Below are 15,683 nucleotides of genomic sequence, written 5' to 3' on the forward strand. Positions count from 1 at the left end.
CCGCGCCGTCGCTTCACGTCGATGTCTCCCCGCGGCAGACAATATTGATGGTGGTTCGCAGGCGCAAGCCGGAATGGCTGCACGCGAACCGTCGACTCGGTTCGCGTGCAGGATCAGCGCCGCACGAGCGCCTTCAGCCAGCGAGGACCGAACAGCACCAGGATCGCCCCGGCATAGATCACGGCGCCGACCAGGATCAGCACGCCGAGCATGGCCTCGTCCTGCATGCGGCCGAGCGCGGCGAGATGCGGCGCCGCCACGAAGGCCGTTGCCCACAACGCCGCCGCCAGCACCACGCCGGTGCCGGCAAACTTCAGCAGCGATGCGGTGAGCCGCCGGTCGAAACGGAGATAGCCCTTGTGCACGGCAAAGCCGAGCACCAGCAGCAGATTGATCCAGGCGCCGACGGCCGTCGCCAGCGCCAGCCCGACCTGCGCCAGCGAGCCCATCAGCAGCACCTTGAGGAGGACGTTGACGGTCAGCCCCGTGAGCGACGCCTTCACCGGCGTCGCCGTGTCCTTGCGCGCATAGAAGGTCGAGACCGCGCTGCGGATCATCACGAAGGGAATGAGGCCCACGGCATAGGCGGCGAGCGTCGCACCGGCCGCGGCGGCATCGCCCTTGGTGAAGGCGCCGCGGGCGAACATCGCGCGCGTGATGACGTCGGGCACCGCGAGGAAGGCGGCGACGAACGGCACCGAGAACAGCAGCGTGAACTCGAAGGCGCGGCGCTGCTGCTCCATGGCGCCGTCATGATCACCCGCGGTCAGCCGCCGCGACATCTCCGGCAGCAGCACCGTGCCGATGGCGATGCCGATCACCCCGATCGGCAGCTGATTGAGGCGGTCGGCATAATACAGTGCCGAGATCGCACCTGCGGGCAGGAACGTCGCGATGATGGTGTCGGCGAACATCGCGACCTGCGTGCCCATCGAGCCGAGTGTCGCCGGTCCCAGCGCCTTGAAGAAGGCGCGGATGTCGTCATCGAGCTTGAGCGGCGCAAAGCGCGGCAGGCCGCCATGACGGGCGAGATCGCCGGCAAGCAGAAAATACTGCAGGAAACCGGAGATCAGCACGCCCCACGCCGCGGCATGGCCCGCATTCGGAAAGAACGCCGCGAGCGCCAGCGTGACCATCATCGCCAGATTGAGGAAGATCGACGCCGCTGCGGCGCTGGCAAAGCGCTGCATCACGTTGAGCATGCCGCCATACAGCGTCACCAGGGTGATCAGCAGCAGATACGGAAAGGTGATCCGCGTCAGCGTGATCGCCATGTCCCGCTGCACCGGATCATCGGTGAAACCCGGCGCCAGGATGGTCATCGCCTGCGGCATGAACACCCATGCGAGGACCAGCAGTACGACCTGCGAGGCCAGCAGCAGCGTGAAGATGCGGTCGGCAAACAGGCTCGCCGACGCCGGCCCCTTCTCGCCATGGACATGCGCATAGGCGGGAACAAAGGCCGCGTTGAACGCGCCCTCGGCGAAGATCGCCCGGAAATGGTTCGGCAGCCGGAACGCGATGAAAAACGCATCGGCAATTGGCCCAGCGCCAAGAATCGCCGCCAGCATGATATCGCGGGCAAAGCCGGTGAGGCGCGACAGCAAGGTATAGCCGCCGACGGTGAAGATGCGTCCGAGCATGGGGGGCTTGTAGAGGATTGGGCGCAGAGTTTGAAGCGGGGAAGGTGGGTTCAGCCTGCTGGCGGCTAAAGTGTGGCGCGAGACTGATGTCATGTCGATGCGGCAGACGCTGCATGCCTCATACTCCGCTGTCATCCCGGACCAGCCTGCCGACGCAAAGCGGCGGCGGGCGCCGATCCGGGATCCATGCGCCGTGTCGTCGATGGGACGCGCGGGACGAGCCGCCTGCCCGCTACGGACATCACGCGGTATGGATCCGGCGTTCGCCGGGACGACAATGGTGTGTGGAGCGGCCAGCGAGGCAGATCAGTTCAACGCGCCCTCACCCATCTAGGTGGCGCCGCCTCCCCCAGGAACGGCGGCATCAACATGCGCGAACTTCCGATAAAAATAATTTTCTTGCGTTTTTTCGAAAATCATGATCATCTCCCTTCATCCCGCCTCATCGCGGAGGGGCGTTGCGCGCGATCGTCACGACACGCGAGGCGGGGATGCGGTGGCCGCGAGAGATCGCAGCGTCTTCTCACGAGGGCGCGGACGAACGATCTGTCGCGGACGTGAAGTCGCAGCGGCCTGACACCCCGATGCTGGTGTCAACAGCGCAATGCGCAAGCATTGTCGCGGCATGGTGACCAACAAGCCCGGCGCACCAGGGCGACTGCGTATAAGCGTGAAGACACCGCGCAGGGAATGCCGGATGTTCGGCTGAACCTGTGGTACCTGCCGCCTGCATTTTTTTCCGCAGGCGGGCCATGGGTGAGGCCTTCACCCGGCATTCCCTGCGCCCTCTGCGCTGTTTGCGAGGGGCGGACTGATCGCAAGCCTCGGGCATGATTTGCCGCGAGAACACGCCCCTATGTCGATCGCTGTTTGAGATGTAAATCGGAACTGAGCCCCGCTGCCGTAGGGCGGATTAGTACTACTGCGTCAGAAACACTGCCCGCTATCCGTCGTCATTCCGGGGCGCCCGAAGGGCGAGCCCGGAATCCATAGCCACAGACAGATGTTTGGCGACAAAGTGCCCACAACCAGCCTGCCTTACACTATTGCCTGTGGGTATGGGTTCCGGGCTCGCCCTTCGGGCGCCCCGGAACGACACGGAGGGAGCAAAGCCCTTTTCTGACGCAGTAGTACTAATCCGCCCTACGTTCTGCTGTTCAAAACTTGAACGACGCCTCACCCACCGCCGTCATCCCGGACAAGCCTGCCGGCGCGAAGCGGCGGCGGGCGCCGATCCGGGATCCATACGCCGCGGCGGGCGTGTTGAGCAAAAGGCCAATGACCAGCGTGGCCCAAACCGCTCCCTGGGGGTATGGGTCCCGGCGTTCGCCGGGACGACACTGATGTATGGGCCGCCGGTGGGGCAGATCAGTTCAGCGCGCGCGACTCACCGTAACGACGCGAGCCCGACGACGTGACGGTGCGAGAGGGCTCAGGCCAGCGCGCCGCGCACGACGTCGATGATGCGGGCCTGCGTCGCCTCATCCAGATAGGCGTGCATCGGCAGGCTGATGACATCGGCGGAGAGCTGTTCGCTGACCGGCAGGCCGCCATCGGCGCTCGGGAAGATGCGATACGCCGTCTGCTGGTGCATCGACTTCGGATAGTAGATCGCGGTCGGGATGCCCTGCGCCTTGAGCGCGGCGGCGAAGGTGTCGCGGTCGACGCCGCGCGGCAGACGGATGGTGTATTGCGCCCAGACCGAGGTGCAGCCCTCGACGAGGCGCGGCACCTTGACGACGTCAGCCAGCGCCGCCGTGTAGCGCTCGGCGACCTGGTTGCGCGCGACGATCTCGTCCTCGAAGATCCTGAGCTTCTCGATCAGCACCGCGGCCTGGATGGTGTCGAGGCGCGCCGTGAGGCCGAGGCGGACGTTGTCGTATTTGTCGCTGCCGCCGCCATGCGCGCGCACGCTGCGCAGGCGCTCCAGCAGGCCGGCGTCGTCGGTGAGGATGGCGCCGCCGTCGCCGAAGCAGCCGAGCGGCTTGGCCGGATAGAAGCTGGTGGCGGTCGCCAGCCCAAACGTGCCGATGCGTCGGCCCTTGTAGCTGGCGCCAAAACCCTGCGCGGCGTCGTCGAGCACGAACAGGCCCTCGGCTTCGGCGATCGCGGCGACCGAATCATGGTCCGCGCTCTGCCCGAACAGGTCGACCGGGATCACGGCCTTCGGCTTCAGGCCGAGCCGCTTGGCGGTGGCGATGCCGCGGCGGAGCGAGGCCGGATCGATGTTGAAGGTGTCCTCGAGCACGTCGACGAACACCGGCGTCGCGCCGGTCAGTGCCACGGCCTCGCCGGTGGCGCAGAAGGTGAAGGACGGGCACAGCACGGCATCGCCCGGGCCGATGCCCTGGGCCATCAGCACCATCAGCAGCGCGTCGGTGCCGCTGGAGCAGCTCACCGCGTATTTGGCGCCGCAGAACTCAGCCAGCTGCTTCTCGAGCTGGATGACCTCCGGGCCGCCGAGAAACTGGCAGTGCTGAAGCACGCGGGCGACGGCGTCGTCGAGCGACTTGCCGAGCCGCTGGCGCTGCGCGGCGGTGTCGATGAACGGAATGGGCTGATGACGCAAATGCTGGTTCATGAGCTCTACAACGTTTCGAAAATGGAAATGGGTGGAGCGGACGCGAGACTAGCCCGCGGCACGGAGCTTGGCGGTCTCCGCAGGACGATGGCTCGATGTCTCCAGGCACTGCGTGGCGATGGCGAGACTCGCGACGCCCTCGTCCCCGGTGACGGCCGGCGCGGTGCCGGAGCGCACCGCGTGCAGGAACGCAATCAGCTCGGCGCGCAGCGGCTCGTCATGGCCGACCGGCAGATGGCGCATCGAGTAGCTGCCGTCCGGCTTGAAGCCGAAGCACTCGGTGACCTGGCGCGTGAGCAGGTCGCCCATGATGTACTTGCCGCGCGTCGCCACCGTGACGTTGCGCGCCTTGAACGGCGTCAGCCAGTTGGTGTTGATGTGCGCGAGCACGCCGGAGGCGGTGCGGAATTGCAGCAGCGCGATGTCCTCGCGCTCGGCCACCGCGCTCGACAGCTGCGGCTGCACCTCGATGATATCGGACTCGGTGAACCAGCGGATCAGGTCGATGTCGTGCACGGCGAGGTCGATGACGACGCCGACATTGGACATGCGCGGCGGGAACGGGCCGACGCGGGTGATGGCGATCGAGAGGAGGTCCTCGCCGGCGATCGCCTTCTTGATCGCGGCGACCGCCGGATTGAAGCGCTCGACATGGCCGATCATCAAGGTGACGCCGGCGCGATGCGCGGCCGAAACGATCTCCCTGCCCTCCTCGACCGTCGAGGCGATCGGCTTCTCCACGAGGAGATGAACTTTGCGGGCGATGCAGGCGAGCGCGAGCTCGTGATGCAGATGGGTTGGAGCGGCGATGGTGACGGCGTCGACACCTTCGGCGGCGAGCTGATCGAGCGTCTCGAAGGTCGGGCAGTTGGCGAGCTCGGTGACGCGGGTGCGATGCGCCTGCAGCGGATCGACGACGCCGACGAGATGCACGTCGGGCAGTCCGGCGAGCACGCGGGCATGGTTGCTGCCCATCACGCCGGCTCCGATCACGCCGACCCGCAGCGCCTGCCTCAGTTCGGCCTTGTGGCCCGCCCCCTTGGAACTCATGTCCTCGACCCCATCGATGTCACGGTTCGGCCACAACAGTTAACGAACTGCAAATCAGCCGGTCGAAGCTCTCCTAGCATGGCACTTCCAGCGAGGCGAATGCGGAAACCCTTTTCAGGACACGATTTGATTCAGAAAGTTACATCGGAGGCAGACGAAAAGCGGAGTGTTTTGAGGGACCTGCAGCATGGCCTTCGCGTGTGCCGCGCGCCCTGCTCACGTGTTGGGACAGGCAGTGGACGGCGGATGATCCGCATCACGCCTGCGTGTTGGCAGCGCCCGGAGGTAACGCGATGGATCGGACTTGCGAAGGAGGTCATGTCACATCGCGGGAGAACGCCCATGGTCCAACACCTCGCCTCGCTTCGCTACGCGTCTCGCTTCGCCATCCTGCTCGCCTCCCTGGCGCCCTGGTCGCCGTCGGCCGCGGCCGCCGCGGAGCGACCGGTGGTGATCGAGCTGTTCACGTCGCAAGGCTGCTCGTCGTGCCCACCTGCAAATGCCTATTTGAACGAGTTGGTGCGCCAGCGGCGCGACGTGCTGCCGCTCGCCTTTCATGTGACCTATTGGGACCGGCTCGGCTGGAAGGATCCGTTCTCATTGCCGGCGGCGACCGATCGTCAGGCCCGCTACGGCAGCCGCTTCGGCGACGGCTCCTACACGCCGGAGATCGTGATCGACGGCGTGACCAGTCATGTCGGCTCCAACAGGGCCGAGATTGCACCGGCGATCGAGCGCGCCAGGGCCGCGCGCGCCGCGACGCCCCTGACGCTCGCACGCAGAGGCGACAAGCTCACCGTCGAGGTCGGCGCCGGTGAAGGGCGCGGCCGCATCGTGCTGGTCGGCTTCGATCGCCGGCATGAAACGGCGATCCGCCGCGGCGAGAATGGCGGCCGCACGCTGGAGGAGCTCAACGTGGTGCGATCGGTCCGCACGCTGGCAGATTGGAGCGGCGCCGCGCTGCGCCTGACCGAGCCGATGCCGGAGGGCGAGGATGTTGCGGTCCTGCTCGAAGCGCCGGACGGCCGCATCGTCGGCGCTGCGCGGCTGTAGCTGCCGAGGTCAGGAGGAGGCGCAGTCGTGGCGCCAGAAGCGGCGGTAGCCCTCCTCCACCTTGCGCGTGTAGGTCTCGACGTTGCCCGCCGCAGAGCCGGCAACCATCGCCGGCAGCTCAGCGCGCAGCTTCGCCAGCTCCGCAGGCTGCGCCGCATGCTTCAGGGCGATGGCGATGTAGCCGTCATCGTCCGCCGCCACGAACGCGGCGAGGCCGACCGCCGTGTTGATGGCGGCTGCTGCGCGCGCCGCCGCACCAAAGCCGAGCTTGGCGATGACGGGCACGCCGGCCTGCAGCGATTCCCAGGTGCTGACGCCGCCATTCTGCGGGAACGGATCGAGCGACATGTCGATCTCGGCGAACTGCGCAATGTGCTGGTCGCGCGTCGACAGACCAAGGCAGGTGATGCGCTCCTCGGCGACACCATGCGCCACGAACCGGGCGACGAGAGCGTTGCGCACCAAGGAATCGTCGAGTGCGCCGTTCTTGATGACGATCCGCGCATCCGGCAGCGCAGCCATCAGCCGCGACCACAGCGCGAGCGCAGGGTCCGAGATCTTGTCGATCCGGTTGAACACGCCGAAGGTGACGTGGCCGTTGCGCAGCATCGGCAGCGGCGTCGGCTGCCATCCCGGCAAGGGGTCGGTGGTGATCACCGCCGGCAGATCATAGACCTGCTCGGCAAACAGCGGACGCGCGGCCTCAGGGACGGTCACCGGATCGGCGAAGAAGTAGTCGATGGTCGGAAGTCCCGTTCCCGTGCCGCTGCCCCATGCCGTGACCTGCACCGGCGCCGGCTTGCGCGCGAACACCGGCAGCCGGTTGCCGGCGGAATGGCCGGAGAGATCGACGAGGATGTCGACCTGATCGGACTCGATGCGATCGGCCAGCTCCTCGTCGGACATCTGCCAGGCGTCGACCCAGATGTCGGCGGCGGAACGGCAGCGCTCGGTCATGCCATCCCGAAGCGGCGAGCAGGAGTAGCAGACGACCTTGAAGGCCTGGTGGTCGTGATGCCGCAGCACCGGCAGGAACACCAGCGCCGCCGAGTGATTCCTGAAATCGGACGAGACGTAGCCGATGGTGAGCCGCCGCTCCGGATCGCGGTCGCGGACCGGCGGCGGCCGGCGCGTGATCTTGCTGCCGATCCTGGTCCACCATTCCCGGCGTACGGCCTGGTGCTGGGCGAAGCCGGTGTCCGGCATGAAGTCGAGCAGGAAGATCTTGGCGGTGATCGCATCACCGAAGTCCGGCTTGATCTCGAGCGCCCGCTCGAAGTGCTGCATGGCCGTGGCGAGATCACCCTGCTTGCAGAAGCATTCGCCGAGCCAGGTCCAGGCGACCTCCGACCGCGGGTTCTGCTCCAGCACCTTGCGGCAAGCCTCCATCGCCGGCGCGATGTTGTCCCTGATGACGCTCAGTTGCGCGAAGCCCAGCAGCGCCACGTCCTGCAGGGGGTCGATGGCCAGCGCGGCTTCGAAATCCGGCATCGCCTGGTCGAAACGCCCGGCCTGCTGGTGCAGCCGGCCGCGCTGCGCCAGCACCTGCGCCGCGCGCGGCCGGATCGCGAGCGCGGCATCGAATGCGGCCAGCGCGTCGTCGGAATGGCGCAGGTTGATGCTGGCGAGCCCCTTTCCGAACATCGCCTCCATGTGGCGCGGGTTGAGCGACAGCGCGCGATCGAAGCTCTGATTGGCCTCCGCATTGCGCGCGAGCGGCAGCAGCGCCATGCCGCGATTGCAATAGGCGTCGGCGTAGTCGGGCTTGAGCGCGATCGCCCGGTCATGCGCCGCGATCGCCTCCCCCGGCCGGCCCAGGCGCATCAGCGTATTGCCGAGGCCCGTGATCGCCACGAGCAGGTTCGGCTTCAGCGCGAGCGCCCGCTCCTGGCACTTGCGCGCCTCCTCGAAGCGCTTGTGGTTGAACAGCGCGAGGCCGAGATTGGAGAGCGCCTCGGCGTGACGCGGCTCGATCTCGACCGCCTTCGTCAAGGCCTGCTCGGCGAGGTCGAGCTGACCGCTGTCGAGCGCCACCACGCCGAGCAGATGCAGGGCATCGAAATGCTCCGGCAACAGCGCCAGGATCTGGCCGCAGATCGCCTGCGCCTCCGCCGGACGGCCAGCGCGATAGGACGCCACCGCGTGCGACATCAGCTCGTCGGCCTGCTTGCGGTGCTTCTTCTGGAGCCTGGCGTTCTGGAACGCGCGAGAGCCGACATTGCTGGCCAAGGACTTGCCTCCACGGGGCGGCATGCGGATTTCAACAAACGCGACGAACTCACGCGCGGCATCGGCCGGGGCCGCCGCCGACGCTCAGCCGGGGCTGGCGCAATGACGGCGCCAGAACTGGCGATAGCCCTCTTGGACCTTGCGGGCGTAGATCTCGACATTGCCGGCTGCGGAGGCGGCCACCCGCGCCGGCAGTTCGGCCCGGAGCTTCGACAGCTCGGCCGGCTGGCGCGCATGCTTGATGGCGATCGCAATGTAGCCGTCATCGTCCTCGGCCACCCAGTCGCCGAGCCCGACAGCGGTGACGATCGCGCCCGCGGCCCGCGACGCCGCGCTCAGGCCGAGCTTGGCGATGACGGGAACGCCGGCCTGCAGCGACTCCCAGGTGCTGACCCCGCCATTCTGCGGAAACGGATCGAGCGAGATGTCCACCTGCGCAAACTGCGCGATCTGCTGCTCGCGCGTCGACCAGCCGAGACAAGTGATGCGCTCGTGGCTGACGCCATGGGCGGCAAAGCGCGCCAACAGGCGGTCGCGCAGCAAGGGATCATCGAGCGAGCCGCTCTTGATGACGATGCGGGAGTCCGGCAGCTGCTGCATGAGCCGCGACCACAGCGCGAGCACCGGATCGGAGATCTTGTCGAGCCGATTGAACACGCCGAAGGTCACGTGGCCGTTGCGCAGCATCGGCAGCGGCGTCGGCGGCACATCCGGCAGCGCTTCCGTGGTGATGACCGCAGGCAGATCGTAGACCTGCTCGGCGAACAGATGGCGTGCGGCCTGGGGCACCGTCACCGGATCGGCGAAGAAATAGTCGATCGTCGGCAGGCCCGTGCCGGTGCCGCTGCCCCACGCCGTAACCTGAACCGGTGCCGGCTTGCGGGCAAACAGCGGCAGCCGATTGCCGGCGGAATGGCCGGAGAGATCGACCAGGATGTCGACGCCGTCGGCTTCGATGCGGTCGGCCAGTTCGTCGTCGGACATCTGCGAGGCATCGACCCAGACTTCGGCGCAGGCGCGGAACTGGGCGGTCACCGCATCCTGGACCGGCGAGCAGGCGTAGCAGCAGATCCGGAAGGCCTCACGATCGGCGTGCTTCAGCACGGGCAGATAGGTCAGCGCCGCCGAGTGAGTCCTGAAATCGGAAGACACGTAGCCAAGGGTGAGGCGCCGCTCCGGATCGAGGTCGCGCGGCGGCAGCGATCGCTGCGGGATGTGACGGCCGATCCGCTCCCACCACTCGCGCCGAGCGGCCTGATGCAGCGCAAAGTCGGCATCCGGCATGAATTCGAGCGTGAAGATCTTGGCGGTCATCGCCTCGGCAAAATCGGGCCTGATCTCCAGGGCACGATCGAAATGTGCGATGGCCGCGGCGACCTCGCTTTGCTTGGCGTAGCAGACGCCGAGCCACAGCCAGGCGTCCTCGGAACGCGGGTTCTGCTCCAGCACCTTGCGGCAGGCATCCACGGACTGCGCGACGTCCTTGAAATGTCCGAGCTGGGCCTTGCCGAGCAGCGCCATCTCCAGCATCGGATCATGGGCCAGCGCCGCCTCGTAGTCCGCCTTTGCCTGATCGAACCGCCCGGCCATCTGATGCAGCCGGCCGCGCTGCGCGAGCACCTGCGCCGCACCCGGCTTGACGGCGAGCGCCGCATCGAACGCCGCGACCGCGTCGTCGGCGTGATTCAGATTGATGCTGGCGAGCCCCTTGCCGAACATCGCCTCCATATGGCGCGGGTTGAGCGACAGCGCGCGGTCGAAGCTCGCATTGGCCTCAACGTTGCGGCCGAGCGGAAGCAGCGCCATGCCGCGATTGCAATGGGCATCGGCGTAGTCAGGCTTCAGCGCGATCGCCCGGTCATGTGCCGCAATCGCCTCGCGTGGCAGGCCGAGACGCATCAGGCTGTTGCCGAGGCCGGTCTGCGCGACCACGAGATTGGATTTCAGCGCGATCGCGCGCTCCTGGCATTTGCGCGCGTCGTCGAAGCGCTTGCGGTTGAACAGCGCGAGGCCGAGATTGGAGAGCGCCTCGGCATTCCGCGGCTCGATCTCGACGGCCTTGGTGAGCGCCTGCTCGGCGAGATCGATCTGGCCGCCGTCGAGCGCCGTCACGCCGAGCAGGTGCCAAGCATCGAAATGCTCGGGAAGCAGCGCCAGGATTTGGCCGCAGACGGCCTGGGCCTCCGCCCGCCGTCCGCCGCGATAGGCGGCGACGGCGGCGGGCATCAGGGCGTCCGCCTGCTTGCGGAGCTTCTTGTTCAGCCTCGCATTCTGAAACGCACGGGAACCGACATCGCTTGCCAAAGACGGCCTCCAGAATTGACGCGTCGATCTACGAAGCGGGCTCGCTCACGCGCCGCACGGTTTCCGGCCGGGCCGAAGGACTCAGCCGCCAGCCGCGCAATAGCGACGCCAGAACTGGCGATATCCCTCCTCGACCTTGCGCGTATAGGTCACGACATTGCCGGCGGCCGAGCCGGCAACGCGCGCCGGCAGCTCGGCGCGGAGCTGGGCCAGTGCGGCCGGTTGCCCGGCGTGCTTCAAAGCGATCGCCACATAGCCCTCGTCGTCGTCGGCCACCCAATCGTCGAGCCCGATCGCCTTGACGATCGCGCCGCCGGCCCGAGATGCCGCGCTGTTGCCCAGCTTGGCGACCACCGGCACGCCGGCCTGCAGCGATTCCCAGGTGCTGACGCCGCCATTCTGCGGGAACGGATCCAGCGATATGTCGATATTGGCAAAGGCTGCGATGTGCTCGTGGCGCATCGATGCGCCGAGACAGGTCACCCGGCCCTCGCCGATGCCGAAGGCGGCGAAACGCGCGATCAGCCCGTCGCGCAGGAATGCATCCTCGAGCGCGCCGTTCTTGATGACGATGCGGGCCTCGGGCAGAGCCTGCATGAGCGCCGACCAGACCGTCAGCACCTCGTCGGAGATCTTGTCGACGCGGTTGAAGACGCCGAAGGTGACGTAGCCATTGCGCAGCATCGGCAACGGCGTCGGCTGCGCGTCGGGCAGCGGATCCGTCGTGATCAAGGCCGGCAGGTCGTAGACCTGCTCGGCGAACAGCGGCCGCACCGCCTGGGGCACCGTCACTGGATCGGCAAAGAAATAGTCCATCGTCGGCAATCCCGTGCCGGTCGCATTGCCCCATGCCGTGACCTGGATCGGCGCGGGCTTGCGGGCGAACACGGTGAGCCGGTTGCCGGCCGAATGACCGGAGAGGTCGACGAGAATATCGACCTGATCGGCCTGGATGCGATCGGCGAGCTCGTCATCGGACAACTGAGCGGCATCGACCCAGCCATCGGCTGCGGCCTTGCACTGCTCGGTGACGGAATCGACCAGCGGCGAGCACGAGTAGCAGATGACCTTGAAAGCGGCGTGGTCGTGGTGGCGCAGCACCGGCAGAAAGGTCAGCGCAGCCGAATGGCTGCGGAAGTCGGACGATACGTAGCCGACCGTGATGCGGCGCTCCGGATCGGGATCGATGCCGGCGAGCTGGCGCTGCGGGATGTGCGCGCCGATCCGCTCCCACCATTCGCGCCGGACGGCCTGATGCACGGCGACGTCGGCGCCGGGATAGAAGTCCAGCGCGAAGATCTTCTTCAGGATGGCATCCTCGAAGTCCGGCTTGATCTCGAGGGCGCGGTCGAAATGCTGGATGGCGCCGGCCGTGTCGCCCTGCTTCGCCAGGCACGTGCCGAGCCAGATCAGCGCCACCTCGGACGCCGGATTCTGCTCCAGCACCCGCTTGCAGGCCAGCATCGCCGGCGCGATCCGCTCGGTGAGCACGCAGACATGCGCCTTGCCGAGCAGCGCCGCTTCCAGCGCGGGGTCGGTCGCGAGCGCAGCATCGAAATCAACCTCGGCCTCCTCGAACCGTCCCATCTGCACGTAGAGACGGCCACGCTGCGCGACGATGGCCGCGGTCCCCGGCTTCATGGCGAGCGCGGCGTTGAAGGCTGCGAGCGCCTGTTCCAGGTGGCGCAGATTGACGCTGACCAGCCCCTTGCCGAACGTCGCCTGCATGTGCCGGGGCGCCAGCGCCAAGGCGCGGTCGAAGCTCTGGCTGGCCTCCTGGTTGCGCAGCAGGAGCAGCTGCGCCATGCCGCGATTGCAATAGGCGTCGGCGAAGTCCGGCTTCAGCGCGATGGCGCGGTCATGCATCTCGATGGCCTGCGCGAACAGCTGCATGTTCATCAAGGTGTTGCCGAGGCTCGTCAGCGCAGTGGCGAAATTGGGCTTCAGCGCGATGGCGCGCTCCTGCACCGCGCGCGCCTCCTCGTAGCGCTTCAGGCTGAACAGGACGAGGCCGAGATTGGCCAGAGCCTCGGCATTGCGCGGCTCCACCGCGATGGCGCTGGTCAAGGCCTGCTCGGCAAGGTCGAGCCGGCCGCTGTCGAGCGCGGAGGCGCCGAGAAGATGCAGGGCATCGAAATGATCCGGGACGAGGCTCAGCACTTGCCCGCAGATGGCCTGGGCATCGGCATGCCGGCCGGCCCGGTAGGCCTCGACGGCCTTCGGCAGCAGGCCATCGGCCTGCTTGCGGTTCTTCTTCTGCAGGCGCGCGTTCTGGAACGCGCGCGATCCGATCGTGCTTGACAAGGATGCTCTCCGGCGGAGGACGTCCGGGGCTGTCTAGCACGGCTCGCCTGATTCGAGGCGAGACCCCCGCTTTACTCGCGGCGGTAATCGTCCTCGATGCGGATGATGTCGTCCTCGCCGAGATACGACCCGGTCTGGACCTCGATCAGCTCCAGCAGGATCTTGCCGGGATTCTCCAGGCGGTGCACCGCGCCCATCGGGATGTAGATCGATTCGTTCTCGTGCACCGTCTTGACGGTCTCGTTGACGGTGACCCGCGCCGCCCCGCGCACCACGATCCAGTGCTCGGAGCGGTGATAGTGCTTCTGCAGCGACAGCCGCTGACCGGGCTTGACGATGATGCGCTTGACCTGATGACGCTCGCCGTTGTCGACCGACTGATAGCTGCCCCAGGGCCGGTGCACCTTGATGTGCGCCTCGGTCACCTCGGGCGCGACGGTCTTGAGCTTGGCCACCAGCCGCTTCAAGCCGTTGGCATCGCGCTGGCGCGACACCAGTACGGCATCCTGCGCCGCCACCACGACGAGATCGTCGACGCCTTCGAGCGCGACCAGCGCCTTGTCGGTGACGACGTTGCAGTTGCGGGAATCCTCGAACACGGCGGTGCCGCGCGCGGCATTGCCCTGCCCGTCCTTGTCAGACAGCTCCCAGACCGCGTGCCAGGAGCCGACGTCCGACCAGCCGCACGACACCGGCGCCACGGCAGCCCGCTCGGTCTTCTCCATCACGGCATAGTCGATCGAGATCGGCTTGGCTGCGGCGAAGGCATCGGCGTCCAGGATGATGAAGCTGAGGTCGCGGCCTGCCTTGGCGACCGCGTCGGTCACCGTCTGCACGCTGGCCGTATCGAACCTGCGATATTCATCGAGCAGGACGGACGCGCGGAACATGAAGTTGCCGCTGTTCCAGAGATAGCCCTCGCGGATGTAGCGCTCGGCCGTCGGCTGGTCGGGCTTCTCGACGAATTTCGCGACAGCCCGAACCTCTCCCGATACCGGAGCCCCCGGGCTGATGTAGCCGTATTCGGTGGCGGCGCGTTCAGGATTGACGCCGAAAGTCACGATACGGCCGGCCTCTGCGGCGGCAAGGCCGGCACGGCAGGCCACGAGAAAGGCAGCGGTATCGCGCACCACGTGATCCGCGGCGAGCGCCAGCACCACGGCCTCCGGATCGCGCGATTGCGCGAAGGCGGCTCCCGCGGCGATGGCCGGACCGGAGTCACGCCGCATCGGCTCCAGCAGCACGTCGGCCTCGATGCCGATCTCGGCCAGTTGCTCGAGCACCATGAAGCGGTAGGCCGCATTGGTGATGATGATCGGCCGCGCGAACAGATCGGCGTCGGACACGCGCAGCAGCGTGTCCTGGAACGTCGAGCGGGCGCCGAACAGCGGCAGGAACTGCTTCGGGCGCACCTCCCGCGATGCCGGCCACAGCCGCGTCCCGGCGCCGCCGCACATGATGAGGGGAATGATACGTCCGGTCATGCAATCAGTCCGTCAAATCCGATGATAGTCGCGATACCATTCTGCAAAACGTCCGATGCCGTCGGCGATCGACGTCGCCGGCCGGAAGCCGATGTCGCGCTCGAGATCGCTGACGTCAGCATAGGTCGCCTCGACGTCTCCGGGCTGCATCGGCAGCATCTCCCTGATGGCCGGCCGCCCGAACTCCTTCTCCAGCAGCGCTATCACGTCCAGCAACTGCTCGGGATGATTGTTGCCGATATTGTAAATTCGCCATGGTGCCCGGCTGCTCGATGGGTCGGGCTTGTTTCCGTCCCAATCAGGGTTTCCCTGTGGCGGACGGCCGATTAACCGGACGATGGCCTGTACGATGTCGTCGACATAGGTAAAATCACGCCGCATCTGGCCATGATTGAACAGCCTGACCGGCTGGCCGGCGAGGATGGCTTTGGCAAAGATGAACATGGCCATGTCGGGCCGGCCCCACGGACCATAGACCGTGAAGAAGCGCAGGCCGGTCGCCGGCAGCCGGTACAGATGGCTGTAGGAATGCGCCATCAGCTCGTTGGCCTTCTTGCTCGCCGCATAGAGGCTGATCGGATGATCGACATTGTCCCGGACTGAAAACGGCAGCTTGGTGTTGGCGCCATAGACCGATGAGGACGAGGCGAACAGCAGATGCTCGCAGCCATTGTGCCGGCAGCCCTCGAGCACGTTGATGAAGCCCTCGAGATTGGCGTCGACATAGGCATGCGGGTTTTCCAGCGAATAGCGCACGCCGGCCTGGGCCGCGAGATGCACCACCGCGGGAAAGCGATGCGCGGCGAACAGCGCCTTGATGCCGGCGCGGTCGACGAGGTCGAGCTTGTGGAAAGTGAAACCAGGCTGCGCCTTCAGAATGTCGAGCCGCGCCTCCTTCAGCTTCGGATCGTAGTAGGCGTTGAGATTGTCGATGCCGATGACCCGGCGTCCCTCGGCGAGCAGCCGCTGCGACAGGTGAAATCCGATGAAGCCGGCGGCGCCGGTCACGAGGATGGGATGATCTGCCATGGTCGC

Annotated in this window: 9 protein-coding genes; 1 reads left to right on the plus strand and 8 read right to left on the minus strand. The window is 66.8% G+C overall.

The genetic code is table 11. The annotated features are described in order from the left end of the window. Positions 1 to 113: 113 nt before the first annotated feature. The 3 genes from murJ to QX108_RS09620 form a co-directional block, all read right to left on the minus strand. The gene (gene murJ / locus QX108_RS09610; RefSeq protein WP_315721118.1) at positions 114 to 1,643 is read right to left on the minus strand and encodes a murein biosynthesis integral membrane protein MurJ; all 1,530 of its coding nucleotides are present in this window, start codon (positions 1,641 to 1,643) and stop codon (positions 114 to 116) included. Between the two features lie 1,432 nt (positions 1,644 to 3,075). Then, entirely contained in the window at positions 3,076 to 4,224 is a 1,149-nt protein-coding gene (locus QX108_RS09615) for a DegT/DnrJ/EryC1/StrS family aminotransferase (protein WP_315781393.1), read from the minus strand. Between the two features lie 48 nt (positions 4,225 to 4,272). Beyond that, positions 4,273 to 5,274: a Gfo/Idh/MocA family protein gene (locus QX108_RS09620; protein WP_172112756.1), complete on the minus strand. Its 1,002-nt coding sequence runs from the start codon at positions 5,272 to 5,274 to the stop codon at positions 4,273 to 4,275. 342 nt (positions 5,275 to 5,616) lie between these two features. Here QX108_RS09620 and QX108_RS09625 point away from each other — a divergent pair, with 342 nt between their 5' ends. Further along, complete coding sequence (locus QX108_RS09625) at positions 5,617 to 6,327, plus strand: DUF1223 domain-containing protein (protein WP_315781396.1); 711 nt, start codon at positions 5,617 to 5,619, stop codon at positions 6,325 to 6,327. Between the two features lie 9 nt (positions 6,328 to 6,336). Here QX108_RS09625 and QX108_RS09630 read toward each other — a convergent pair whose 3' ends face one another. The 5 genes from QX108_RS09630 to QX108_RS09650 form a co-directional block, all read right to left on the minus strand. Then, positions 6,337 to 8,556: a tetratricopeptide repeat protein gene (locus tag QX108_RS09630; RefSeq protein WP_315782235.1), complete on the minus strand. Its 2,220-nt coding sequence runs from the start codon at positions 8,554 to 8,556 to the stop codon at positions 6,337 to 6,339. Between the two features lie 84 nt (positions 8,557 to 8,640). After that, the gene (locus QX108_RS09635) at positions 8,641 to 10,860 is read right to left on the minus strand and encodes a tetratricopeptide repeat protein (protein ID WP_315781399.1); all 2,220 of its coding nucleotides are present in this window, start codon (positions 10,858 to 10,860) and stop codon (positions 8,641 to 8,643) included. Positions 10,861 to 10,941: 81 nt separating this feature from the next. Further along, complete coding sequence (locus QX108_RS09640; RefSeq protein WP_315781402.1) at positions 10,942 to 13,164, minus strand: tetratricopeptide repeat protein; 2,223 nt, start codon at positions 13,162 to 13,164, stop codon at positions 10,942 to 10,944. A gap of 71 nt (positions 13,165 to 13,235) precedes the next feature. Then, positions 13,236 to 14,648, minus strand: a complete 1,413-nt coding sequence (locus tag QX108_RS09645) for a mannose-1-phosphate guanylyltransferase/mannose-6-phosphate isomerase (RefSeq protein WP_315781405.1) — start codon at positions 14,646 to 14,648, stop codon at positions 13,236 to 13,238. Positions 14,649 to 14,660: 12 nt separating this feature from the next. Continuing rightward, on the minus strand, positions 14,661 to 15,677 hold the full coding sequence (locus tag QX108_RS09650; RefSeq protein WP_315721125.1) for an NAD-dependent epimerase: 1,017 nt from the start codon (positions 15,675 to 15,677) through the stop codon (positions 14,661 to 14,663). Positions 15,678 to 15,683 lie beyond the last annotated feature (6 nt).

It is taken from the genome of Bradyrhizobium sp. SZCCHNR1002, assembly GCF_032381435.1.
Lineage (GTDB): Bacteria > Pseudomonadota > Alphaproteobacteria > Rhizobiales > Xanthobacteraceae > Bradyrhizobium > Bradyrhizobium aeschynomenes.